Source organism: Rhodobacter sp. NSM, from assembly GCF_052244495.1.
GTDB lineage: Bacteria > Pseudomonadota > Alphaproteobacteria > Rhodobacterales > Rhodobacteraceae > Cereibacter_A.
In genome coordinates this window covers 13,546-36,988 of the sequence record NZ_JBQPXH010000021.1, presented here as the reverse complement: position 1 = coordinate 36,988, position 23,443 = coordinate 13,546, and the positions used below count along the sequence as shown (strand labels likewise).

Here is a 23,443-nt window from a genome sequence, read left to right as displayed (position 1 = left end):
CGCCTCCGACGCCCTAAATGGGCGACTATATAGCCATTTTCAACGATATTTACGCAAAATCATCTCTCAGTTAGCGGTTTCGGGCGGACCACGGCGCGGCTGGCCCCGTTGTCGTCGCACTGCTTTCTGTCCATGGCCGTAACATACATCGCCTGCTTCACGGTCTGCACGGACGGACCATCGCGTTGAACACGCTGCTCGTGCTGGTCTGATGTTCGGCATCCCCCTGCACGAGGCCGCGACAGCCACGATCCGCGGGCGCGAACGGCTGCGCGCGGGCGAGCGGCGGGCGCTGTCGCTTTCATTCTGTTGCAACGACATCGGCATCATTCCCGCGCTCGGCGCCCAGCCGTGGTGCGACCTTGACCATACGCGTCAGGCCTGGAGCAGCCACCTCGCCCATGCGCGCGGCGGCGAGTTCGGCCAGGCCGTGCAGCGCAGCATGATGGTGCTCCGGCTTCTCAACTTCAGCCCCTCGGGCGCGGTGCTGGCTGCGCCCACGGCAGGGCTGCCGGAGGCGGTCGGCGCCGGCCGCAACTGGGACTATCGCTTCTGCTGGCTGAGGGACGCGTCGTTCATCCTGCGCGCCTTCCTCGACCTCGGCTCGCGCGACGAAGCCGAGGCCTTCTTCCGGTGGATGATCCACGCCACCCGGCTCGACGCGCCGAACCTGCGCGTCCTCTACGATCTGTTCGGCCGTCGCAACGCGGGCGAGCGCCGCGTCGACAGCCTCGAGGGCTGGCGTGGTTCGAACCCCGTCACCATCGGCAACCGCGCCCAGAGCCAGCTTCAGCTCGACGTCCGTGGCGAGGTGCTCGCCTCGGCGCTCCACTACGTGCGGGAGGGGGGAACGTTCGGACCCTCGACCCGGAGCCGGTTGCTGGAACTGGCCGATGCGGTCTGTGCGGAGTGGACGCTGCCCGACAACTCGCTCTGGGAGTTCCGGACCGGACGGCGGCATCACACCCACTCCAAGGTCATGTGCTGGGCGGCGCTCGATGCGACCGTGCGGCTCTGCCGCCGGGGAGTGCTGGAGGCGGATCCGGCCCGCTATGCCATCGAGCGCGACGCGATCCGCGAGACGGTGCTGCGCCACGCCATCGACCCCCGACGCGGCTGTCTCACGGCTGCCTTCGGAGCGGCGCACATGGACGCGGCGCTGCTGCTTCTGCCGCGGGTCGGGTTCCTAGCGGCCGACGACCCGCGAATGGTGGCGACCTTCGAGGCGGTGGAGCGCGACCTTGGCCACGGCGCACGGATGCTTCGCTACCCGCACGGGTCCGACGGCTTGCCCGGCCGCGAGGGAACATTCGTCGCCTGCGGCTTCTGGGCGGTGGATTACCTCGCGCGGGCGGGCCGGATCGACGAGGCGCGGGAACGTATGCGGGCGCTCGTGGCGGATGCAAACGATCTCGGCCTGATGTCAGAAGAGACCGATGCCGGCGACGGCACGATGCTCGGCAACTTCCCTCAGGCGTTCTCGCACGCGGGCCTCGTGGGTGCGGCAATGGCGATAGAGGAGGCAGACGGCGGACGGCGGCCTCGCGGGGAAATGGACCCGGAAGATGACGACCAGGCCATGGAGCGCGCGCTGTGATCGGCGCGTGGCACGACATCGGCCAGAACGCGACCGCCATCGCCGTCTGGGGCCTGCTCGCAAGCGCCGCGATGACGACCGTGCAGGATGGGATGCGGATGGCGGGCCTGTCCCGCATGAGCCTGCCGCTGCTCTTCGGGGCGGCGTTCAGCCTGCAGCGCGACCGCGCGATGATGCTGGGCTATGTGCTCTACATCCTCGGGGGCTGGGCCTTCGCCCTCCTCTACGCGCTGGCGGTGGAACTGGTCGGCCAGTCCGCATTCTGGACCTCGACGGCGCTCGGCCTTGCACATGGGGTGTTCCTTGCCACGGTGTTCCTGCCGGCACTGCCGCATTTCCACCCCAACGTCGCATCAAGCTACGACGGTCCGGATGCCCTCTCCCGCCTCGAGCCCCCGGGCGCATTCGGGCTGAATTACGGCCGCATGACGCCGCTGAGCGCGGTGCTCGGGCAAACGGTCTACGGCCTGGTGTTCGGCATGGGGTACGGCTTCTGAGACAGGCTTCCGGCTATGATCGCGTCCCGACCGGAACCCGCCGCATGAAATTCGGGTGAAGTTGACCCGGTATCCCGAGACGTTGTCGCGGGGCCCCTGTCCATCGGTCGATGCCAGGGCATGAGAACCGAAAGGTCCGGCCAAGCGTGCGGCCCAGCCGGTCGAGTTTCCAGACCACGAGCACGTCCTCCGGCCGCAGGGCACGCAGGCAGGCCTCGAGCCCCGGCCGATCGTCCCGCACGCCCGAAGCACGGTCCTCGGCGGACGCGGCCCCTCAGAAGGGATCTTCCACCTGAACCCCGGTCGGGCGGAAGTCGTCGACATTGCCGGTCACGACCACGGCCCCACGGGCCAGCGCCGTGGCGGCGATCATCAGGTCAGCGCCGTTGTGACCGAGGCGGCAGGAGAGCCGCCCCCAGATCCGGGCGTCCTCGGCGGCGAAGGGAAGGATGCGATCCGAGAAGAGCCGCACCGTCCGGTCGAGCCAAGCCTGAAGGTCGGCCGCGAAGGCCGGGTTGCGCTGATCCTGGCGGGCAATGCCGCGCTCGATCTCACCCAGGGTGATGACGCTCAGGAACAGGTCGGCCTCGTTGCGCTTTGCCAGCCAAGCTGCAACCTGGGGCGCCCGATCGGGACGACGAACCGCCGAGATCACGTTGGTGTCGAGCAGATACATCAGAAGTCAACGTCGCGCGGCTTCACCTCGATACGCTCCCCTGCCTCGCCCGGGAAGGCCAGCAGATGCTCGGCGAAGCTGCCGCGGCCATCTCGTGCGCCCGACAGCAGCCGGTGGTATTCGTCGAGAGACAGGACGACAACCGCCGGCCGTCCCCGGCGCGACACCTCCTGCGGCACGCCGGCAAGGGCAGCCTCGACCACTGCGCTGAACCTGTTCTTTGCGTCCTGAAGCGTCCACATGAAAACTGCTCACCTAGCTAGACTTCTGTCTAGATAGGAAGCTCTGCTCGGTTCCGTCAATACCAAGGGCCCGCCTGTCAACCGCCGCACCCCCCATCCGATATGCGCCAGCGCCGTCGCGTCGTCATGCACGCCCGACAGGCGCAGTGCGGTCCAGAGCGCAAGACGATCCGGCCCGATCCGGTCACCCGCGAACCAATTCAGGTCTGCCCCCTCGATCAGGGCGAGCCTGTGCCGCCAGCACTCTGGCCCGCACTTCAGCCGTTCGTTCAGCGCGCCGAACCGACCCGCAACGCGGGCGAGCCGTGCGGCAGCCCCGCCTCTGCCTTCCGCCAGTCGTCGAGAACCGCGGTCTCCCAGGGTTCCGCCCTTGGCCCAGAGGGGAGATCGTCGGGCTCCGTTTCGATCGAACTGGGCAGGAACCACAGATCGTCTTCGGATGTCTCCTCAACCACTCCGACAGCAGACGGAAGACTGCCGTAATTATCATGAAATACAGGTGCTTTAAGCTTTTTATGTGCAAAATACAGCACTTTTGCACGTTACCCAATGGTTTTGCCGGCGTGCCTCTACACGCTTTCTATAGCACGCGCGCGGCCGCCTGCGAGACATCTCTGATCGTATTCAGGCTCAGGAAACCAAGGGTGTTCCGTTGAACAGCACCACAGAGAGAGCGCTTGCATCCGTTTGCAATCGGTCGTTTACTCACCACATCCCAAACCGCAAAACGGCCCCCGAACCGCCCCATGCCCCTCATCGGCTATGCCCGCGTCTCCACCGAGGACCAGACCCCCCTCCCCCAGACCCAGGCCCTGAAGGCCGCGGGCTGCGCCGAGATCCACGAGGAGCAGGCCTCCGGCGGCAATCGCGCCCGCCCCGTCCTCGCCCGCGTGCTGGAACGGATCGGCCGCGGCGACACCCTCGTCGTCGTCCGCATCGACCGCCTCGCACGCTCGCTCTCCCATCTCCTCGAGGTGATCGAGCGGCTCGAGGCGCGGGGCGCCTTCTTCCGCTCGCTGGAGGATCCGATCGACACCGCCTCCCCGCAGGGCAAGTTCACCCTCCAGGTCCTCGGCGCCGCCGCCGAGTTCGAGCGCGCCCTGATCCGCGAACGCACGAAGGCAGGCCTCGCCAGCGCCCGCACGCAAGGCCGCGTCGGCGGCAATCCGGGCCTCCGTGCCCGCGATCCCGCCGCCCTGCGCAAGGTCCGCCTCGCCCGCGCCGAGGGCTACATGGACCGGCTGGGTGAGACCGCGCAGGATTGGGTGCCCCACGTCCGCCGCCTGCGCCCCGCCATGGCCTGGGAAGACGTGCTGCGCATCGTCAACGCCCCCCTGCCCCCGGATCGGCGCTGGACCCAAAGCCGCCTCCTGCGCGCCGTCAACGCCTATGTCCGCGACGGCTTCCTCCCCGCAACCGTCCTCGGACGCGCCGGCCGGCGCGAAACCGACGACCGCCTGCCCGCCATCGTCGCCGCCATCAGGGGCGCCGATCCCGACATCACCCTGCAGGCGATCTGCACCCGCCTCGAGGCCATGCGCGAGCGAACCCCGCGAGGACGGACAAGCTGGCAGCCGTCGTCGGTCAGGATGCTCCTGGAACGCGCAAGGAAGCTGGGGATGCTCTAAGAACGTCGCAATACGCCGCTTCAGCACTGCATTGGCGCTGAAAGGTCGGAACTAGGCCGTTCGAGTCTGCGACCACGTTCAAGCACATCTGTCGTTGATGACCTTCCGCAGTGCGCCGTCAACACGTAGACGATCAGAAACTCTTCCCGTCGGGGGGCGCAGCCTCAGCTGCCTTGTTGGTGCGGCTGGCGCTGCCAGGTCAACCTGAGGAGATCGGGCCGCGACGGCTGGCTGCGCAAGCTGTGATGACCGTCCAGCCACCCTTTCCGTTCACAGGACAGGTGCCCGAAAGGATGCTATGGTCGCGATGGGCTGTTACCGGCCGGTAATTGGTGCCGGTTACCGATCGGTAACCGGCACCGGACAACGTCAATCCTTGCGAGACAAGGCGTCCTGGAAGGCCCGGACCGCGCGCTCAAGAACCCGGCGCTCGATACCGGAATAGTCGCAAGCTGCACGGATCCGAAACTCGCCATTCCGAGCGGTCACCTTGGTGTCTCCTACCCGGAACTCATACTTCTGCCGCGCGGTGGGCGCGGCTTCAGCCACCACCTGAACCGCCCGCTTAGCACCTCGCAGCAGTTCCCGCAGCATCTCGTTCTGCTCATTGGCGGACGCACAGGCCGAAAGCCGAGCGAGTGGGATCTCCAATCCTTCATCCAACTTGCGCGCGATCTCCACGCCGAGGTCGCGCGGAATGGCCCGAGGGAATGGGAGATCCTTGCCCAAGACCGTCATCAAAGCGACGAAGGAGCGGATGTAGGAGCGCTTCACCTTGTGGAGCGAGCGGTAGAGCCTTGCCACGGCCGCATCCGCATCACCCACCCCGGCCTGCGGATCAGCGGCTAGCGCGATGGCAATCTGCGCCATCTCGGCGAAGCTCAGATCCTGGCGGATGACGTTCTCCTCCACCATGTCGACGTAGAGGTCAGCGCGGTCGGCGTCCGCGAGCGTCACGCGCGCAATGGCACAGGAGAAGCGATCCTCCTCGGTCTCGGCATGCAGCTGGCGCAGCGCCGTCAGTCGGCGCCACCCCTTCTTGAGCTGGTAGCGCCCCGACGCGGCAAGGAAGACCTCGATCGGCTCGCGCTGTCCGCGTTCGCGGATTGACGCCTTCAGCTCATCCATCTCGTCGCTTTCGGCAATTCCTTCAAGATCCAGCCGGTCGCGAGGCAGTTGGTCGACGTCGATCTCACTTACCGGAAGCCGTACCAGAACCCGACCCTCGTCGCGCGCCGACCGGAACTCCCGTGCGTCAGCCGCATTCTGCCGTCGCTGCTCGACCAATGCATCGCTCGCTTCTTGCGCACTCGCAGCGCTCTCCCGCACGGCCACGCCCATCGGACCAGGATCGCGGCCGCGGCGGCTCCCGCCAGTCGACGGGCCCTCGACAGGTCCGATGCCGAATCTGTTGCCCTTGACCATCACGCCGCCTCCTGCATGCCGTTGCGTTCTTTCCAAGCCTTCAGGACCGTCTCCTTGAACTCTGCGTAGGCGCTGTCGAAGGACTGCCGGGCTCGCTTCCAGGTCTCGCGGGTCATCTCCCGGTAATCCTGCTCGTAGACCGACATCTGGAACCGGCCCGACTGCTCGACCGCGCGGGTCATCTCGATCGGGTGTCGGCAGACGTCGGCGCCGAAGACGTTCCGGAACGCCTCGAGCATCGCGACATGGAGCGGATTCGACGCCTCGAACCGGGTCATCAGGACACGAATATCAAGGAACCGCTTCGGTAGCTGGATGCCGGCATCGGCCGCGATGCGTTCGAAGCCGACCGAGATTTCCTGCAACGCGTCCCCCAACTGCCCGAGGAAGGAGGTCGTGGAGTCGTACTCCCAATACCCCGGACCGGAGGGGATGTAGAGCACGTCCGCCGCGAAGGCTGCATTGAGCGACTGGTAGCCGATGGCCGGCGGGCAATCGAAGATCACGAGGTCGTACTGGTCGTCGGGCAGTTCGTCGAGGTAGCGCGCGACGCAGCCGAAGAACGACCACGCCTTATGCAGCGACCGATACTGCGCCGAGGCGAACTCGACGAAGGCCGCATTGGCGCAGGACGGGATGATGTCGATGGTCGGCCAGGCCGTGCGCTGGATGAAGTCTTGTACACGCATCGTGCCAATTTCCTGGACGTCCTTCGGCAACTCGTCCGCGGCAGGGTAGGGGCAGTCCGCGGGGTCGTCATAGGCCTCCATGATCCTATCAGACTCCTTGCAGAGGTCACGGCACATGATGCCCCAGACCGTGTCCCACTCCTTGACCTCCACCAAACCCATCGAATGCGTCAGGGTCGCCTGCGGGTCGAAATCGACGACCAGAACGCGGTAGCCGTCAAGGGCTGCGGCGTTCGCAAGATGTTGGGCCACCACGGTCTTGCCGACGCCGCCCTTGAAGTTCGACACAGCCACCCGCAGCGCGCGCCCCTTGGGGCGCTCGGGCAGCAGCTTCTTCCCGCGGAAGCGCACACGGCGCCGGAGTTCGTTGATCTCGACCAGAGTGAACCACCGCTGGCGGCCCTCTTCCTCCACCACACCCTGCGGCAGCGAGGGATCCTCGGCCAACTTCTTGCGGAGCGTGTCGGCGGGGACCTCGAACATGAAGCTCGAAATCTCCCAGATCGAGAAGGGCCGCAGTTGCTTGGTCTCGGAAGGCGAGAAGGTCGCCTTGCGCACCGCCGCCTGCTGCACCAGGCTCCGCTCGTTCATGTCCTGCAGATAGCTGAAGTCGCGCATCTCATTACTCGCGTTTTTGTACTCGTGATGCAGAATAGCGCGAAACTTGCCATTGGCCAATTCTCGAGACTCCAATTATCGCGTTTCTGAAGCTGATGTGGCCAAAGAGCGTCTATCGCGCCGGGCTCCCAGCCAATACGGTGACACCGGCGCAAACATTAAAGCCCAAACGGTGACATCCCGCGCCCAAAAGGGTGACACCCAAGATGGCCCGCAATACCAGTAAGGTCCTGACCTACATTATTCTCGAAGAACCACGGTAATCCCGTCTTACGAACCGGGTTGACAAAGAACGCGAGAATGGCACAGTGAACGCCAGAGGAATCGGCAGATCAAGCCGACCGGGCAGTGAAGGCACACTATGCAGAATGCGCGGCTTACGGGTCCCGGTGCGGGGGCCGAGAAATATGACATCCTCACAGCTTTGGCTGTCAAAGGTCTGGCTTCGAGCGGCACACTCCAAACGTCGATCCTTCGACTCGTCGCCTTAGTGACTGCGCGCTACAATTGGATAAGCGGCGAGATGGCGATCGGCCAGCGCGAAATGGCCGCGCTCTGGTCGGTCGATGAACGCACCGCAAAGCGGGAAACCCGCCGGTTGATCGACACCGGCTTTCTGGTGCTCAAGTACAGAGGCGTAAAGGGCAGGGTGGCAGTCTACTCGCTGGACATTTCAGCGATCTATTCATCCACCGTGGATGAATGGGAAAAGGTAGGCTCGGATTTCGCGGCGCGCATGACCGGCAGGTATGGACTATCGGGGCAAGCCGTCGCCACTCCGGCCGCGGCGACGGCTCACGTTGTGCATGTCGACTTCACATCAGGAACCCGTGCCGGGGCTTTCAGCCCGTGGGAACGAATGTTGCGGCTGCTGGAAGATGCACACCCTGCTCATTTCACATCATGGTACGCGCGCCTCACCCTCCTCAGGGCGGAGCATGGTGTCGTGACGCTTTGTGCTCCTTCGCGATTCGCGGCACAATATGTCGACACGCATCTGCGGCGGGAGATCGAGCATCCGCTTCGTGTTTGCTTCGGGCCGGATGCGCGGTGCGAAATCGTGTCGGCAGTTTGAGGCGGGGCAGGGGTCGTGGCTGCTGATTTCCACCCGGAGCTGCAACCGATTTTTCATGGTCGTATCGCGGTCGCGTGGAAATTCCTTGGCTACGTACTCCGGGCATGGCGAGGGTCGGTTCCTCAGGCCGCGCGATCAAGAGGCATCGGGTCGAGAGGCTGGGTCAGCTTCTCCAAGTCGTCGACCTTTTCCATCTGGATCTGGCCGAATGCCAGCACCGCCAGAGCAGCATCGGCACGATCTCGGCGCTAGGCAGTACGGTCCAGGTCTTGAACCTGGTGGCGGAACACCTCGTTGAGCGGCTCGATGGAGTCGCTCGTGCCCGCTGATCTCCATTGCCAAGGTTCGAGACAGGCAAAGCTGTAACGTCGGGCAGCAGATCCTCGGCAAAACTCACGACTAAGGCGTCCGCCTCAGCCTTCAGCGCCGCTGTGAGCAAGTGCCGCACACCCTCGCGCGCGATATTTATAAGTCGGTCAAGGACGGACCCGCGCTGGTGGAACGGGATGATCATGGTATCCTCCGACACAGGCGTAGCGCTCCGTCTGAAGAGAGCTATGGTTGATTTTGGGTGACGGGCCTGATCAAGCGGCGCGGATCTCGCTGTCGCCTGTGGTGGCGACGCCGTTGGTGAATGTCACGAACTCGATGACGCGAGGCAAGTGGTTCGCGGCCTTGGGTCTGCGCCAAGTCTTCGTGGCGGCCCGGACCAGCTCGAAGACCGTCTTGAACGTCCGCAGGTGGCCCCAGCGGTCGGCCGGATAGTCGAAGAACGCCAGCAGGGCGTAGGTGTCCTTCGTCAGGCAGGTGACGCCGCGCGGGTATTTCGCGCCGTGTCTCTCGGTGAAAATTTCGATGGCCGTGGCCGCCGCGGCTCAGGTCTTGACGCGGCTGATCTCGGTGTTGGCGGCCACGACGGGCATGTTCCGCCCGCCCTCGCGCACCTTCAGATAGGTGGCGTCCAGCCAGACATAGGGCCATTCGCCGGTCAGCGTGCGGTTCAGGTACTCGCCGACCCGCTCGTCGATGTCCTTGCAGAGCTTGGAGACCGTGCTCTTCGAGATGCCGTTCAGCCCCATTGCATGCACCAGTTCATCGACACGCCGGGTCGAGACCCGGCTGATCCAAGCCTCCTGGATGACCGCCACCAGCGCCTGCTCCGAGGTCTTGCGGGCATCGAGGGCGCGGTCCCGATACCCGTTCCTCGAAGTCGTGCGTTCGCCGCTGCGCTCATGCCGGCCGGCGCCGCTCAGGCCTTCGACAGCGGCCTCCATGATCAGCTGCAGCACCGCTTCGGCGATTGAGCGCAGGAAGTCTCCCTGATCGTGCTTGGCCAGAAGCTCGGACGGGCCCATGTTCGTCTTGGTCATCGGGGTCTCCGTAAGGTCCGTGGTTGAAGTCGCCAAACTCCATCTCGATCCTACACCTCGATGGCCACCCGGGATCACATCGCTGGCGGCGATAAATTACACCAGTTCCTCGGACGCTAACAGTAAGCGGCGTCTCCTCCCCATTGAGGTTTCGCTTGCGCTCTCGCCCGGCGACGCCGGCGTCCGGTGGTTGTCTGAGCTCATATGAGCTCACTGGGTACTCACGAATGAGGTCATTTCACCGGTTGTGAGGGGGCCTTGGTGTTGGCCGCCGGGATGTAGGCCCAAGGCATCAGCGCGTCGATGTCCTTGTCGAGGTGGCCGTGGGCGAGCCGGGTGAACAGGTCGAGCAGGTAGGCGTAAGGCTCGACGCCGTTCATCTTGCAGGTGCCGATCAGGCTGGCGAAGCGTGCCCAGGACCGTCCGCCCTCGTCGTGGCCCGCGAAGAGCGCGTTGCGGCGGTTCATGGCCGGGCTGCGGATGGCGTTCTCGACCAGGTTGGAGTCGATGTCGAGGTGGCCATCCTCCAGAAAGAGCCGGAAGCCGTCCTGGCGGCGGAGCATGTAGGCCATGGCCTCGCCGAGGCCCGATTTGCGCGAGACCCGGGCGGCCTGGGCGGCCAGCCAGGCGAAGAAGGCGTCGACCAGCGGGCGGGAGCGTTCCTGCCTCACGGCCCGGCGATGGTCGGGAGCCGAGCCGCGGATGGCGTCTTCGACCTTGTAAAGCGCCGCGATGCGCAGGAGCGCCTCGTCGACGATGGGCGAGCCCTTCTTCGGCTTGGCATTGATCAGTTTTCTTCGACCGTGAGCCCAGCAGAACGCCAGCGCCAAAGGCTTGCCGCCCTTGCGGTCAGGTTTGGCCAGGTGGCTGTAGCCACCATAGGCGTCAACCTGAATGGTGCCGTCGAAGCCGTCGAGGATCTCGTCGGCGAACGTGCCACTGCGCCCGGGGCGGTAGTGGAAGACGACGCTAGGAGGCAGGGCACCTCCCCATCCCCGGTCATCCCGCAGCATGGCCCAGAGATAGCCGGTCCTGGTCTTGCCGCGCCCGGAATCCAGCACCGGCGCCGTGGTCTCGTCCATGTAGAGCCGAGAGCTGCCGGCCTTCAGCAACTCCGCCATCCTGTCGACCACAGGCGCGATCAGGGCACCGGTGCGCCCCATCCAGTCGGCCAGCACCGAGCGGTCGATCGGCACGCCAAGCCGCGCCATGACCACGGCCTGCCGGTTGAGCGGCATGTGCTCGGAATGCTTGGCCACGGCGACATGGGCAAGCAGCGCCTCGGCCGGCCAGCTGCCTTCCAGCAGATGCGCCGGAGTCTTGGCCTGGACGACGCCAATCCGCCCCTTCGGGCAGGCGTACTTCGGGCGGATCGTGACGATCACCTGGTACCGGGCGGGGATGATGTCGAGCCGCTCTGTGCGGTCCTCGCCGATCCGGACCATGTCCCCGCAGCCGCACGGGCAGGCGATGCTCTCGGGCTCGATCACCCGTTCGACCCGCGGCAGGTGGTCCGGCAGGGCACGGGCCCTGCGGGGCGCGCGGGGCTTCTTCTCCGCATCGGGAGCGCTGGCCGCGATCCTCTCCTCGACCGCGGCGATGCGCGCCTCGGTCTCGGCGATGGCGGTCTCCAGATCCTCGAGGGCCAGTTCCAGCTGGGCCGGATCAAGCTTCTCGGACTTCGGCCCGAACTTCGCCTGCCGGTACTGCGCGACCTGGCCCTCCAGCGTCCCGATCAGTTCCTTGAGCTCGGCAATGAAGGCGTCCTTCTCGGCCACAACCGCCTGCTCGTGCAGGCGCGCGGCACGCTCGACGGAGGCCTCGAACCGGGCCGCTTCCAGAGCCGCATGCTGGGCCTGGAAGGCCGTCACCACCTCGGGCGGAAGATCCGGAAACCGGCTGAGATCGAGGGGCTGCGACATGCGCCCTTCTACCCGATCCGAGCCGCGGACCCCAGTAAAACAAGGTCCGAAACGACCGCCTGAGTCACCCCGCCGCAGCCGGAGGCGCCACCCGTTGTGCCACCACCCGACGCCACTCCAGCCCTTCGAACAGAGCCTCGTACTGCGCCCGGGACAGCCGCATGATCCCGTCCTGAATCCTCGGCCAGGCGAAGTTTCCCTGCTCGAGCCGCTTGTAGATCAGCACCAGGCCGCTGCCGTCCCAGACCAAAATCTTCAGCCGGTCGCCCCGCTTCGAGCGGAAGATCACCGTCACGCCCGAATGCGGATTGAGCTTCAGCTCGTTCTGCACGATCAGCGCCAGCGCCTGATGGCCGCAGCGGAAGTCGACGGGCCGGGTCGCCACGACGATCGGCAGCCGCTGTCCGGCGATGATCATGGTGCCTCTCGCAGCGCCCGCACCAGCGCCGCCGCCCGTTCGGCCGGCACGTTACCCGGAACCCGCAGGACGACGACGCCGATCTCGATGGTGACCACGCCCGACAGGCCATCTAGCCCGGCGCCAACCTCCGGCTCCACCGTCAGGGGCACGAAGGCAGCCTCCACGCCCTCCACCGCGTCCTCGGGCAGAGCGAGCAGCCCCTTCCGGGCTTGCCGCCGCCAAGCCGAAAGCTGGTGCGCAAGCACCCCGTGCCGCCGCGCCACTTCTGCCACACGGACGCCCGGGCGGAAGCTCTCTGCCACGATCCGGCCGTCGAACCCTTCACCGCCATCCGGCATGGTCGCCTCCTTCTGAACCCTCAGAACGAGACTCGCCCCTCTCATCCCGATCCGGAACCCGGGAACTCAATGGGCCATAGGCGGCGCATACCGCTAACACGGCGATCGCGCGCGAAGTCGCGGCCTTCATGTGGGCATCGCCCGCCTTCCGGTCGCGGTCGCCCCGGCATGATCCGCTGGCCCGAGGCGGCGAGATGACGTTCCATCTGATTCTCTAATCGCGTTGGTCAAGGGTTGATCTCGCTGCGCTTCATTCTGCGTATTGGGCTCCGAGGTTCTCTCCGTGGCCACCGCGCGGGAGCCACATGTTGGCGTTGAGGGTCGGGTGGATCGAAGTGGTGTGCGCGGTCGGTGCCGCATACCCGGGAGCGATCTCACCCTCGCCGTGCGACCCGGCTGGAAGCACTCCGTTGCGCTGGCCGTCGGCTTCGTTCGGTTCGTTTTTCGTATGCCGCCGCCTCCTGGAAGGGCGTGTTGGTGCGCTACATGGCTTGCAGGGTGACCGCCAGTTTCAGGGTCAGCGCGACCTTGGCCTTACGCGGCCCGGTTCTCTCGGCAATCGCTTTGGCCCGATCCCGTAGGCGTGGGCCGCCTGGATGAGGTTGGCGCTAATCTGGTACATGCGCCGCGCATCGCGCCGCCCAAGAATGCCAGTGCGGATGTCCTGGCAGAGCTGCAGCTTGAACTGCGTCGAGTGCCGACGATAGGGACCTCGTGATGCAAGGTCTCTTGGAACTCTGAATTTCCCTCTTGTTCGCGCCCGCAGCATTTGCTATTGCTCAAGACTGAGCGATGTGGGTCTTTTTTCCCCTCACTTTGCGTCCAACAAGGCGCCCCATGGGCATTCCTTGTGCGGTAGCCTGAGAAAATCATAAAATGACCAGCAAACGCACCAAGCTGCAAGAGGACACGCATTTCCTCGTTCTTCGACTGCTGCAAGATAACCCTGAAATGTCCCAGCGGGAGCTGGCGGCAGCGGTCGGGGTCAGCGTTGGGGGCATGCACTACGTGCTGACCGCGATGATAGAGAAAGGCTTGGTTAAGTTGGGGAATTTCACGGCAGCCCAAGATAAGCGGCGATACGCGTACACCCTGACCCGCAAGGGGGTGGCAGAAAAGACGGCTATCACCCGAAGGTTCTTGGCTCGGAAAATGGAAGAATACAATGCCCTAAAGGCAGAGATCGATGTGTTGACGCAACAAATAGACATCGACGCCGAGTTGTCGCCGGATGGTCGCTGAGAGATTTGCATTATCGGGCGTTTGGCGTCGGGCGTTCAAAATAGAGAGAACAGACGCCTTGGAACATCGTAGAATCAGCAATTTACAGAACCAGTAATCCATCTCACATGAAAATTGCAATGATTGGAACGGGATACGTCGGGTTGATCTCGGACGTAGGCTCTTTGGACTCTGGTCATGAGGTGATCTATGTCGATAGGGGTCCTTGGAAAGTCGAGACATTGAACACAGGCGAAGTTCCGATCTGCGAGCCCGGGCTTGACGAGTTGGTGGTCGAGAATGTGAAAGCGGGTCGCCTGAGTTTCCTAGGCGATCTACGTGAGGCGATGGCCGGCGCTGATGCGGTTTTCATTGCGGTGGGCACGCCGACACGGCGCTGCGACGTCCCTGCCACCTCGGCGAACGCGATTTTGCTTCAGTCATTCGCGGGTTACATCCCCAATACCGACGTCCGCGACGGGGTGGCGGGGTCCGTGCGCTGGTACAGGGCGTGTTGCGGTGCCTGATCGCGCCGCGCTGACGCAACGCCTTTCGGCTCGCCTGTTCGGCGGCGCCTCTGGCGGGGTTTTCCGGGGCATGGCGACGCTGGCCTTGGGGAGCGGGATCGGGCGGGTCATCGGGATCGCAGCAATTCCGATCCTCACGCGGCTTTATACGCCCGAGGATTTCGGGGTTCTGGCGGTGTTCACGTCCCTTGTAATGATACTCGCACCGCTGGTCACCTTGCGCTATGTCTTGGCCTTGCCCCTGCCACGTCATGACGGCGCGGCTCTGAACTTGCTCGCTGTTTCAACCTGCTTAATGCTGATCCTTTCGGCGCTTGTCGCGATCATGCTTTGGCTTTGGGGCGAGGTGCTCCTATCAGTCGTGTCGATGGAGCCGCTGACCCCCTGGTGGTGGTTGATCGCTTTGGGAGTGCTTGGGACCGCAACATACGAAATGTTGACCATGTGGGCCACCCGAAAACGGGCCTACAAGATGATCGCGCAAACGAACGTAACCCAAAGCGCGGCGGGCGCGCTGGTCAAGATCGGGCTGGGGCTCATGTCGCTGCAACCGTTGGGCCTCATTTTGGGGCAGGTTGTGGCGCAGGCGGGCGGAATCGGGCGATTGCTGCGCGGCTCCTCTGCCGATTTCCGCGCCAACTGGCGCCATGTCAGCTCATCCCGCATACGAAGGGCCGCGTGGCAACACAGAGGGTTCCCGATCTGGCGCGTTCCGTCACAGTTTTTAATGGCGTTTTCTTTGCAGGCGCCCATGCTCTTCATGGCAGCGCTATATGAACCGCAGACGGCTGGGCAGTTCGGGCTGGCAGTCATGGCACTGGCCATGCCGGTGGATCTGCTCGGACAATCTGCCGGCAAGGCGCTGTACGGTGAGGCGGCACTCGCCATGAAAACCGACCCCAGCAAGATCACGCAGATGGCCCTTGAGGTTCAGTTCAGACTCTTCTTCATCGCGCTCGCTCCAGCCGCGATAATTTTCTTTTTCGGCGATAGCATCTTCCAAATTTGTTTTGGAGATGAATGGATAAGGGCTGGTTCATTCGCTTCTATGTTGTCGATCGCGATTATTTTTCAATTCACTTCTGCACCTTTAATGCAACTCATGAACCTGCTTCGGAAACAGTCGGCTTTCATGGCTATAAACGCGGTTCGCGCTATTGGTTTAACATTGATATTTTGGGTGTCAAGCGTGGATTCTTTGGAACCGCAGGGCGCAGTGAAGCTTTATTCGGTGTTCTCCGCTATATTTTATCTCGGTAGTTCACTTGTTGTTTTTCATGCTTTGAGAGTTTTTAGGGCCCAGACTCATTGATTTTCGGAGCCAGCACATGACGGTTGCTGCGAGGGCGATAGCGGAGAAGAAGGTTTCTGGTATCCGTCGTATCGGGTGGAAACGCGCCTCCAGTCCCTGAGGCGACCGAACATGATCTCGATGCGGATGCGGCGTTTGTACCGCCGCTTGTCTTATCTCACGGCCTTCTTGCACGATTTCCGGCCGGGGATGCAGACCTTCATCCCCCTGTCATTCAACGCTTCTCGCAGCCAGTCCGCATCGTTGCCCCGGTCCGCCTTCGGCAGGCTGCCCAGCAGCGCCGGTGTAGCCGCTGACCTGTCCAGGGGAACTGAAGAACCCGATCGGTTGACCCTTCGCATCGACGACGGCATGCAGTTTGGTGTTTATGCCCCGCTTGGGCCCGCCGATCTCGGGGTAGGATGTCGGTGTTCAACGAAGGAAGGAGAGCGAGACATGAGCATTGTGATCCTGGGGATTGATCTGGGCAAGAACAGCTGCAGCGTGGTTGGACTGGATGCAGCGGTAAGGTAGCCGTGAGACGGCGGATGCGTCGTGACGCGGTGATCACCTTCGCCGCGCGGTTGACCGGTGTTCGTCAACCTAGTTGACCCGGTCTCTCGTTTTCAGGCTGCCTATTCGCCTGGCCCGGCCATGGGGGAGCGCGGCCGGCATCATTAGCGGCTTAACCTGTGCAGATTCCGCTGGTGTCGATACACTGGCGACCATGCCTGCGGTCTGCCTCGGGGGCAGACGGAACCAGGGCTCCGCCCGTTCAGGGCTGAAAACGGTCCTCAGGACCGATTTCCGGGCGCCCTTCACCCTTGATCGACAGGCAGAACTGGATCGCCGCCTCCGAGAACACCGGCCGCCTCCGTGGTCTTCCTTGGCGTGGCGCGAGCCAAGCAATCTCACTGTCCAGCCAGATCAGCAGAGACCCACGCCTCCGGAGCGCCTGGTTGTAGGTGGACCAGTTCATCGTGCGATAGCGGCGGCGTGCAGGCTTCGTCATGCTACCCGTCTAACGCCATGGTTCCGTAATGCGAATCCTATCGGGCGGAAGTTCTGCAACAACGCCGGTCTGCCGCGGAACTTCGGGCCCAAGGTCGCCACCATATCGCGCGGCCGGTTCGAACATCGGATCCGCGAATTGGCGGCAGGCAATCCGATGCTGGAAGCGGCAACCGAACCCATGCTCCACTCGCGCTCAGCGCGGCGGCGAGAGCTTGCAGGCCTGGAACGCCAGGTCCGTCAACTCGCCCACGAAGATCCGGTCTGTCGTCGGCTGATGTCGAGGCCCGCGATCGGCGCTGACCTACCGATCCGCGGTCGATGATCCTGCTCGCTTCGCCTCGTCGAAGAAGGCTGGACCATGGGTCGGCCTGACGCCCTCTCGTACCCAGTCGGGCGAGCGCGACGTACCGGGCGGGATCACCAAGGCGGGCGACGCACGCTGTGCCAGGCGGCAACCGTCATGATGCATCGTGGACGGGCGAGCTGGCTGCGAACATAGGCGCCGTCGTGGTGCTAAGCGCGCGATGGTTGCGTTGGCACGGCGCATCGCCTTGATCCTGCACCGCATATGGAAGGATGACACCGACTTCCGCTTCAATACTTCGGTGCGTCATGCCGACTGAAGAAACAAGCTCCAGACTGCTGCCCGCCTAATCGCGGGCCCTCGAGGTCCCCACGGGACGCGGCTCCGGTGGTGCCGTGCTCAGGACTGATGCCGATCGCATCGAGCACGCCAATGAGATGGGCACATCGGAACTGCATTGAACCAGCATCATGTTGGCAGCCTTCGCTGCTGACCACGGACCGAAGCATGCACCCGGGTCGACCTCAGGCGAAAGCTGCAGAGAAGGAAAGCAGATCAAGGGTTAAAAGAACAAAACCGCAGGCGCAAAACGGCTTGACGGGGACAACCCCGTTTAAAGAGGTCCTGAGCCTGGCGCATGACATAAGGTATGCCTTAATCGGGTGAAGAAAATCCCCGTTCGCCGTCGAGATGATCCCGCAGCTCGTCGCCGCCCGGAGGCCGCGACAGCGACCGAGAAATCCCGGACGCCAACCCCATCCGGCTAAACGCGCGGGCGCGGTTAATAAGCCGGAGTAGAGGTTGCTCATCGGTCAGGTCCCCTTGCGATGCCTGAGTCACGCGAAACGACCAAAACAATGGGTCTGGAGCCTAAGAGATGAGCTTGAACAAAAATGGAAGACTCCGTCCACTCCGGGTTTTGCGCTCGTTGTTTCTTGGTCGGGTTTCGGGACGCATTCGTTGCCTCGTCGACGTTATGCAGCATGCAAGGAGTCGCGGTTATTTTTTGCGTGCACGCCTATGCTCTCGGTGGCTTGAGCGATATGGAGTTTATGTTTCGAACAGGGCAGTTATCGGTGATGGACTTCGGTTGCCTCATCCTACGTCGATTGTCATAGGTGCCGGGGTGAGGATCGGATCCAATGTTACGATCTACCAGTCGGTCACATGTGGTGGCCGCGTGGTCGGTGATTGGGAGCAAGGGAACTACCCAGAAATTTCGGATGGATGCGTGATTTTCTCGGGCTCGGCAATCATCGGAAAAGTCAAAGTGGGCCGAAATTGCGTAATCGGCGCCAACTCAGTCGTGTTGAGTGACATACCAGACAATGCAGTCGCGGTGGGTGCTCCGGCACGCGTAGTGAAACTTCTAGAGACAAAATGAAGAAGATTCCTAAGATGGCGAATACGATCAAGATCTCTACGTCACCCCCTCTGACTGGCTCAGTCACACTCGCGGGCGCCAAGAATTCAGCGTTGCGGTTACTGGCCGCCAGCCTTCTGACTTCCGGGCGAGTGTCGCTGACGCAGTATCCGGCCGGACTGCTGGATGCCCAAGTGCATGTCGACATGCTGAGAGTTCTGGGTAAACATGCGAGCGCAACCCGGGATCGTATTGAGATTGACGAGGCTTCTGCACTGGTACCGGTCCTGGACTGGACCGGGCGCTCGATCCGTAACACACTGCTCATTCTCGGGGCCCTGACTGCTCGGCTTGGCGCCGGACGTGTGCCGCTGCCCGGCGGATGCAAACTGGGAGACCGCAAGTACGACCTGCATGTCATGTTGCTTGAGCGCTTGGGCGCGCGCGTGTGGGACGAGGGCTATTATTTGTGTGCTGAAGCCACTGCCGGCGGTTTGGTGGGCGCGGATATTCACTTGCCGTTGCGGTCAACGGGAGCAACAGAGAATGCGATTATTTGCGGCACTTTGGCGAAGGGGATCACCCGCGTATGGAACCCGCATATTCGCCCAGAAATCTTGGACCTGATCGCACTTTTGAGCAAAATGGGCGCGCGGATCAGGGTTTTCGGTCAGGAGCATATTGAAATTACCGGTGTCGAGAGTCTGCACGGCGCCGAACATCGTGTGATCGCAGACAATATGGAAGCCGTGACTTGGCTCATTGGCGCGGTCATGACAGGCGGCGATGTCGAGATCGTCGGCTTTCCCTATGATGACCTAGAAGTGGTGATTGCGCATCTTAAAGCGGCTGGGGCCAGGTTGTATCGCAACGAGGACGCGCTGATTGTTCGCGGTGGGAAGTGCTATCCAATCGAAATCAGTACCGGACCGCATCCCGGCATCAATTCGGACGTTCAGCCTATCATGGCGGCTTGGGCTGCGCGGGCGCGAGGTGAATCGCGCATTGTCGATCTGCGTTTTCCCGGACGCTACGAATATGCCGAGGAGATGGCGCGCATGGGGGTGCGGCACGAAGTACGCGGCGACATGTTGGTCGTGCACGGGGAATCAGGCAAGCTACATGGAGCGAGCGTGCGCGCGCTGGATCTGCGGGCAGGTGCTTCCCTTGCTTTGTGTGGCTTGATTGCCGAGGGTGAGACGACGATCACTGATGCGTGGCAGATCGGCCGAGGCTACGTAGATTTTGTCGAAAAGCTTCAGACTTTGGGTGCAGTGGCCGAATGGGTAGATTAACTGACTCTGCCTTAGCCGAACTGGGCGCGCTCTGTCCTGGCGGCGTGTTTCACGACGTCGAACTGTCCGCGCTCAGCTGGTGGCAGATCGGCGGGCGAGCCGATCTAATGCTTCGCCCCTCTTCCGCCAACGAGATTGCGGCCTTGATGCGCTGGTTTGCGATGCGAGGAATACGGCCGCTTGTGATCGGCCAAGCCACCAACCTGCTGTTCGACGATGCCGGACTACGTGTTCCCTGTATCCAGATTGGCAAAAGTATGGCGGAGATCCGTATTGACGGGCCGGATGTCTATGCCGATGCGGGCATCTGGGTACCGGGACTAGCGCGCCGGCTGATGCAAGCCGGTCTTGGCGGTGCAGAGCATATCTGCGGCATCCCTGGAACTCTGGGTGGGCTGGTCTGCATGAATGGCGGCAGCCAGCGTAAGGGGATTGGCAGCCACATAGCCATGGTGGAAAGCGTCGATGCTGAGGGCACCATCCGGCAACGCAATGCCGACGTATGCGGATTCGCGTACCGCCAATCAATCTACCAAGAAAATCATGAGATCATCACTGGTACGGTTATGCGATTTGGATTTCGTCCCATCGGTGAAATCCGCGCCGAAATGTTAGATATCCTGGCAGACCGACGACGGAAATTTCCCAGAAAACAACCCAATTGCGGCTCGGTTTTCGTCAGCGATCCTGCGACTTACGCCCAACATGGCCCGCCAGGTGAGATCGTCGAAAAACTCGGCTTAAAGGGTCGTCGAAGCGGCGGTGCGCAGGTTTCGCCGTTACACGCAAATTTCATAGTCAATACAGGCGGCGCGCGCGCTAACGACGTACTGACTCTGATCCATGAAATTTCGGGGGCCGCAGCGAGGGAACTCGGCGCCACTCTCCGCGCAGAGGTGAGGTACGTAGCGCCTGACGGGTCGATTTTCCCCGCCACCGACGCAACGCAGGACTTGCTTGGAGAGACCAGATGACCGAGCCAATTGCAGACATTGCATTTGTGTCTTTCAACTTCAATAAGGGTTTTGGTGGCCACTACTTGAGTATGGTTGAGACCGTACGCTCAGGCATTTTTTTTGAACCCACGGTTCTCGATCTCGGTTTCAGCCCAACACCGCTGCTAGACGATATTAGAACCCTTTTCATTCCGTACGGCTGGGTCGGACATGCCGAGGCACGACGGCAACTGCGAAATTTTCTGCTGGAAGCCGGGACCAAGGTCGTATTCTGCTATGACATTGCTGCCTACAATATCACCCAGTTCGCCTTGGCCAGAGACTTGATCCAGGTTGTTTACGTCAAATGCGGTGGTCCCCCTCTGACCCTCTATTATCCCAAACCGGAAAACTTGGTCGTGTATTCAGACGAAGACAAGAGATTCTTCGGTGAAAAACTTCCGAATTCCGTGCTAGCCAAGATCCCGAATAGGGTATCTGAGAGCCTGCTCAAGAAAAAACAGACGCGTCTATCGGAATCAGCGCTGCATGAACTTAAGAAAATTGAAGGTTGCGTGGAGAATGTTGAGAAGATAGTGTGCGTCGCTCGTATTGGGCACGCCTATGAGGATAAAATCCGTCGTGCATATGACTACCTAAGGGCAACTCAGGCGGCTGGTCGGCCGGCAGTATTGGCTGTGATCGGCTCGATTCAGCATGAGGAGGTCATGGGGCGCCTCTTGGACGATCGCCCCCAAGGCACTCTGTTCCTGTCGGACGCGTTCCATGTCAATGATGCAGGGCGGTTCCTCGCGAATTTCGATACCGCCATCACGACGGGGCGCGGCACGGTTGAAGCCACATTGGTGGGGCTCAAGGTGTTAGTCCCCTTCGACCATGGGAAGCAGCTCGCCCTTCTTACACCTAACAACTATCACGCGCTCATTCGTTCCAATTTTTCCGGTCGGGCGCATCCTGATGAACTCGCAGAGATCATGCCGCCGGACTTCAATTCGAGGGACGCTGATCGCGTTCGGAATCTGATCCGCCAGGATTTTGCAATCGAACATGCCGCCGGGCGGTTCAACGACTTCCTCAAACGGCTCGCTTCCGCTAAGCGTCCTCCGACGCCGGAATTGATTTTGGGGGCTACGTACTTTTTCTATGTTGCGTTGCGTGAACGAAGCCAGACTTTTCGTTCGCTGGCGATGTTGCGTAGAAGGCTCTTCGTTCGACACAGGGCGCCGAAATGAAAAGCGAAGGTCTCCGTGCCGATTGGGAGCGCAATCGGCTCTCGGTGAAATCTCTGTTTATCGTACTATTCTTCAGGACGTCGGGATGGTTTGCACAACACTCCAGTCGGCCGATCCGAGATCTGGGATTACCTATCCGCGCTCTCTACAAGTTCATAGTCGAATTTGTGATGGGAGTTGAATTGCCTGACCGCGTCGTCGCAGGCCCTGGCCTTGCTGTATATCATGGCGTTGGTTTGGTAGTAAACGCACAGGTCACGCTAGGGAAGAATGTCACGCTTCGCCAGAATACTACTATCGGTTCAAAATGGGAAGGCGGGCCTTCACCAACTATTTGCGATAATGTGTCCGTAGGGGCTAACTGTGTGTTAATTGGCGATATAGAGATAGGCTCCAACTGTATTATTGGTGCCGGAGCGATTGTCACTCAGGACTGTCCCAGCGGCAGTGTCATTTACGGCCCAAAAGCAGAAATAGCGCCGAAGCGCACTCAGGATATTGGAAACCATGACTGAGGCTACACAAAAGATGGTGTTGATCACGACTCCCTCCCTCGACCAATTTGTGAACGTAAGCGGTGTCGCGGCGGTGGTGCGCGGTATCCTCACCAATTGCGATGGGCCTAATATCACATACCGGACAGTGATCATTGGCAAAAGCGACAATCAGAGACGTGGCCTCGCTTGGGCGTTCGAACAACTCGCAGTGCCGTTCCGCTTCATGCTGATGGTCTTGCGCAACCGTCCGCATATCATCCACATCAACGGTCCTCTCAACTCACTGGCTATTCTGCGCGATTTAATTCTGCTGATCCTAGCGCGGTCTTACTCGAAACACGTTATCTACCACGTCCACGGTGGGACGTACGTCTCGACTGAACCGTCGTCGCGGCTGATGTCTCGACTCATTGCCGTCATGTTGTCCCTCCCCGCTCTCATCCTCGTCTTAGGAGAGCGGGAAGCCAAAAAAATCATACGACTATATGGTGCTGACACGGCCCGTGTAGGTGTTCTTCCAAACGCAGTCAACGTGCCGCGGGTCCTGCGGAAGAACGACAGTTCAGGACCTCTCAAGGTTCTTTCACTCGGACGGCTCAGCCAAGAGAAAGGACTCGACGTACTTTGCGCCGCCTTCGAACGAGATCCCGACCTCCGCACTGATGTTATTTTGCGCTTGTATGGGGCGGGACCAATGGAACAAGGCCTACTCCCTCGTTTCGGGGCCGCGCTGGGATCGTCTTTTGTATTCGGCGGAGTCGCGCACGAAGAAGAGCGGGATTCTGCCTATGACTGGGCAGATGTATTAGTAATGCCCTCTCTCTGTGGGGAGGGTCTTCCGATGGTTCTGCTAGAGGCGATGTCGATGGGTGTGGTTCCCATTGCGACCGCCGACGGGATGATCGCCGACGTAGTTGTTGATGGCGAGACAGGATACCTTATCCAAAAAAACTCGCCGACGGCCATAAGCGACGCCCTGAAGAAGGCTCTACAAGAAAAGGAAAATGGTGCTTTTGAAGCCCTATCCCGCCGAGCACACGAAAGGATTTTGCGGAGGCATTCTATGCACTCATATGCCGCCGCGCTAAAGCGTTTCTACAGTCACGTGCGATCTTGATGGGACAACAGCCTCGGCCTTTGCCCAAAGGCGCACCCGACTGTCCGCCGTCGTCTCCCAAGACCTGCTATGCCAATGATAGAAATTAGTCACTCAGCTCGACGGCCTTCAAAAAATTGGAGCAAGCT

Annotated in this window: 19 protein-coding genes and 10 pseudogenes; 15 read left to right on the top strand and 14 right to left on the bottom strand. The window is 61.9% G+C overall.

Annotated elements, in window-relative coordinates; genetic code table 11:
• The first annotated feature begins 211 nt into the window (after nt 1-211).
• On the top strand, nt 212-1,597 hold the full coding sequence (locus ACTVZP_RS20520) for a glycoside hydrolase family 15 protein (protein WP_443214016.1): 1,386 nt from the start codon (nt 212-214) through the stop codon (nt 1,595-1,597).
• Nucleotides 1,594-2,094 (top strand): hypothetical protein, encoded by a 501-nt coding sequence (locus tag ACTVZP_RS20515; protein WP_443214015.1) that lies wholly within the window; start codon nt 1,594-1,596, stop codon nt 2,092-2,094. The genes ACTVZP_RS20520 and ACTVZP_RS20515 overlap by 4 nt, the downstream gene beginning before the upstream one ends.
• Nucleotides 2,095-2,107: 13 nt before the next feature.
• Here ACTVZP_RS20515 and ACTVZP_RS20510 read toward each other — a convergent pair.
• From ACTVZP_RS20510 to ACTVZP_RS20495, 4 genes and pseudogenes are all read right to left on the bottom strand, one after another.
• Nucleotides 2,108-2,341: pseudogene (locus tag ACTVZP_RS20510) on the bottom strand (recombinase family protein); the annotation flags it as partial.
• Between the two features lie 27 nt (nt 2,342-2,368).
• On the bottom strand, nt 2,369-2,770 hold the full coding sequence (locus ACTVZP_RS20505; RefSeq protein ID WP_443214014.1) for a type II toxin-antitoxin system VapC family toxin: 402 nt from the start codon (nt 2,768-2,770) through the stop codon (nt 2,369-2,371).
• A complete protein-coding gene (locus tag ACTVZP_RS20500; RefSeq protein WP_443214013.1) occupies nt 2,770-3,012 on the bottom strand; it encodes a type II toxin-antitoxin system Phd/YefM family antitoxin in 243 nt (80 codons plus the stop codon). The genes ACTVZP_RS20505 and ACTVZP_RS20500 overlap by 1 nt, the downstream gene beginning before the upstream one ends.
• A gap of 24 nt (nt 3,013-3,036) precedes the next feature.
• Nucleotides 3,037-3,467: pseudogene (locus ACTVZP_RS20495) on the bottom strand (hypothetical protein); the annotation flags it as partial.
• A gap of 291 nt (nt 3,468-3,758) precedes the next feature.
• On the opposite strand from ACTVZP_RS20495, the gene ACTVZP_RS20490 reads away from it, so the two are divergent.
• Nucleotides 3,759-4,640, top strand: a complete 882-nt coding sequence (locus tag ACTVZP_RS20490) for a recombinase family protein (protein WP_443214012.1) — start codon at nt 3,759-3,761, stop codon at nt 4,638-4,640.
• Between the two features lie 369 nt (nt 4,641-5,009).
• Here ACTVZP_RS20490 and ACTVZP_RS20485 read toward each other — a convergent pair whose 3' ends face one another.
• Both ACTVZP_RS20485 and ACTVZP_RS20480 read right to left on the bottom strand, forming a co-directional pair.
• The gene (locus tag ACTVZP_RS20485) at nt 5,010-6,065 is read right to left on the bottom strand and encodes a ParB/RepB/Spo0J family partition protein (RefSeq protein ID WP_443214011.1); all 1,056 of its coding nucleotides are present in this window, start codon (nt 6,063-6,065) and stop codon (nt 5,010-5,012) included.
• A complete protein-coding gene (locus ACTVZP_RS20480; RefSeq protein ID WP_443214010.1) occupies nt 6,065-7,372 on the bottom strand; it encodes an AAA family ATPase in 1,308 nt (435 codons plus the stop codon). Before ACTVZP_RS20480 ends, ACTVZP_RS20485 begins: the two co-directional genes overlap by 1 nt.
• 361 nt (nt 7,373-7,733) lie before the next feature.
• On the opposite strand from ACTVZP_RS20480, the gene ACTVZP_RS20475 reads away from it, so the two are divergent.
• Entirely contained in the window at nt 7,734-8,447 is a 714-nt protein-coding gene (locus ACTVZP_RS20475) for a DnaA N-terminal domain-containing protein (protein WP_443214009.1), read from the top strand.
• Between the two features lie 122 nt (nt 8,448-8,569).
• Here ACTVZP_RS20475 and ACTVZP_RS20470 read toward each other — a convergent pair.
• From ACTVZP_RS20470 to ACTVZP_RS20445, 6 genes and pseudogenes are all read right to left on the bottom strand, one after another.
• Nucleotides 8,570-8,800: pseudogene (locus ACTVZP_RS20470) on the bottom strand (IS256 family transposase); the annotation flags it as partial.
• Nucleotides 8,801-9,031: 231 nt separating this feature from the next.
• A pseudogene (locus ACTVZP_RS20465) lies at nt 9,032-9,322 on the bottom strand (IS256 family transposase); the annotation flags it as partial.
• A 33-nt stretch (nt 9,323-9,355) separates the two neighbouring features.
• A pseudogene (locus tag ACTVZP_RS20460) lies at nt 9,356-9,817 on the bottom strand (transposase); the annotation flags it as partial.
• A 233-nt stretch (nt 9,818-10,050) separates the two neighbouring features.
• Entirely contained in the window at nt 10,051-11,739 is a 1,689-nt protein-coding gene (gene tnpC / locus ACTVZP_RS20455) for an IS66 family transposase (RefSeq protein ID WP_443214008.1), read from the bottom strand.
• 64 nt (nt 11,740-11,803) lie between these two features.
• Nucleotides 11,804-12,157 (bottom strand): IS66 family insertion sequence element accessory protein TnpB, encoded by a 354-nt coding sequence (tnpB, locus tag ACTVZP_RS20450; RefSeq protein WP_443214007.1) that lies wholly within the window; start codon nt 12,155-12,157, stop codon nt 11,804-11,806.
• Nucleotides 12,154-12,498 (bottom strand): transposase, encoded by a 345-nt coding sequence (locus tag ACTVZP_RS20445; RefSeq protein WP_443214006.1) that lies wholly within the window; start codon nt 12,496-12,498, stop codon nt 12,154-12,156. Before ACTVZP_RS20445 ends, tnpB begins: the two co-directional genes overlap by 4 nt.
• Before the next feature lie 876 nt (nt 12,499-13,374).
• Here ACTVZP_RS20445 and ACTVZP_RS20440 point away from each other — a divergent pair.
• The 3 genes and pseudogenes from ACTVZP_RS20440 (at nt 13,375) to ACTVZP_RS20430 (ending at nt 15,558) form a co-directional block, all read left to right on the top strand.
• Entirely contained in the window at nt 13,375-13,740 is a 366-nt protein-coding gene (locus ACTVZP_RS20440; protein WP_443214005.1) for a MarR family EPS-associated transcriptional regulator, read from the top strand.
• Nucleotides 13,741-13,847: 107 nt separating this feature from the next.
• Nucleotides 13,848-14,123 (top strand): annotated as a pseudogene (locus ACTVZP_RS20435) (UDP-glucose 6-dehydrogenase); the annotation flags it as partial.
• 115 nt (nt 14,124-14,238) lie between these two features.
• Nucleotides 14,239-15,558: a lipopolysaccharide biosynthesis protein gene (locus ACTVZP_RS20430; RefSeq protein ID WP_443214004.1), complete on the top strand. Its 1,320-nt coding sequence runs from the start codon at nt 14,239-14,241 to the stop codon at nt 15,556-15,558.
• Here the strand turns inward: ACTVZP_RS20430 and ACTVZP_RS20425 are convergent.
• Nucleotides 15,508-15,951, bottom strand: a pseudogene (locus ACTVZP_RS20425) (transposase); the annotation flags it as partial. The gene ACTVZP_RS20430 and the pseudogene ACTVZP_RS20425 sit on opposite strands and share 51 nt — an antisense overlap.
• Nucleotides 15,952-15,993: 42 nt before the next feature.
• On the opposite strand from ACTVZP_RS20425, the pseudogene ACTVZP_RS20420 reads away from it, so the two are divergent.
• Nucleotides 15,994-16,130 (top strand): annotated as a pseudogene (locus tag ACTVZP_RS20420) (IS110-like element ISMmg1 family transposase); the annotation flags it as partial.
• A gap of 121 nt (nt 16,131-16,251) precedes the next feature.
• On the opposite strand, the pseudogene ACTVZP_RS20415 reads toward ACTVZP_RS20420, so the two are convergent.
• Nucleotides 16,252-16,549, bottom strand: a pseudogene (locus ACTVZP_RS20415) (transposase); the annotation flags it as partial.
• Between the two features lie 66 nt (nt 16,550-16,615).
• On the opposite strand from ACTVZP_RS20415, the pseudogene ACTVZP_RS20410 reads away from it, so the two are divergent.
• From ACTVZP_RS20410 to ACTVZP_RS20380, 7 genes and pseudogenes are all read left to right on the top strand, one after another.
• Nucleotides 16,616-17,174 (top strand): annotated as a pseudogene (locus tag ACTVZP_RS20410) (transposase); the annotation flags it as partial.
• Nucleotides 17,175-17,732: 558 nt separating this feature from the next.
• Nucleotides 17,733-18,239, top strand: coding sequence for a serine O-acetyltransferase (locus ACTVZP_RS20405; protein WP_443214003.1), 507 nt, complete (start codon nt 17,733-17,735; stop codon nt 18,237-18,239).
• Between the two features lie 14 nt (nt 18,240-18,253).
• A complete protein-coding gene (locus ACTVZP_RS20400) occupies nt 18,254-19,513 on the top strand; it encodes a UDP-N-acetylglucosamine 1-carboxyvinyltransferase (RefSeq protein ID WP_443214002.1) in 1,260 nt (419 codons plus the stop codon).
• Entirely contained in the window at nt 19,501-20,487 is a 987-nt protein-coding gene (murB, locus tag ACTVZP_RS20395; protein WP_443214001.1) for a UDP-N-acetylmuramate dehydrogenase, read from the top strand. The genes ACTVZP_RS20400 and murB overlap by 13 nt, the downstream gene beginning before the upstream one ends.
• Nucleotides 20,484-21,701: a hypothetical protein gene (locus ACTVZP_RS20390; RefSeq protein ID WP_443214000.1), complete on the top strand. Its 1,218-nt coding sequence runs from the start codon at nt 20,484-20,486 to the stop codon at nt 21,699-21,701. Before murB ends, ACTVZP_RS20390 begins: the two co-directional genes overlap by 4 nt.
• Nucleotides 21,698-22,216: a serine acetyltransferase gene (locus ACTVZP_RS20385; RefSeq protein WP_443213999.1), complete on the top strand. Its 519-nt coding sequence runs from the start codon at nt 21,698-21,700 to the stop codon at nt 22,214-22,216. The genes ACTVZP_RS20390 and ACTVZP_RS20385 overlap by 4 nt, the downstream gene beginning before the upstream one ends.
• The gene (locus ACTVZP_RS20380; protein ID WP_443213998.1) at nt 22,209-23,315 is read left to right on the top strand and encodes a glycosyltransferase family 4 protein; all 1,107 of its coding nucleotides are present in this window, start codon (nt 22,209-22,211) and stop codon (nt 23,313-23,315) included. The genes ACTVZP_RS20385 and ACTVZP_RS20380 overlap by 8 nt, the downstream gene beginning before the upstream one ends.
• The last annotated feature ends 128 nt before the right edge of the window (nt 23,316-23,443 follow it).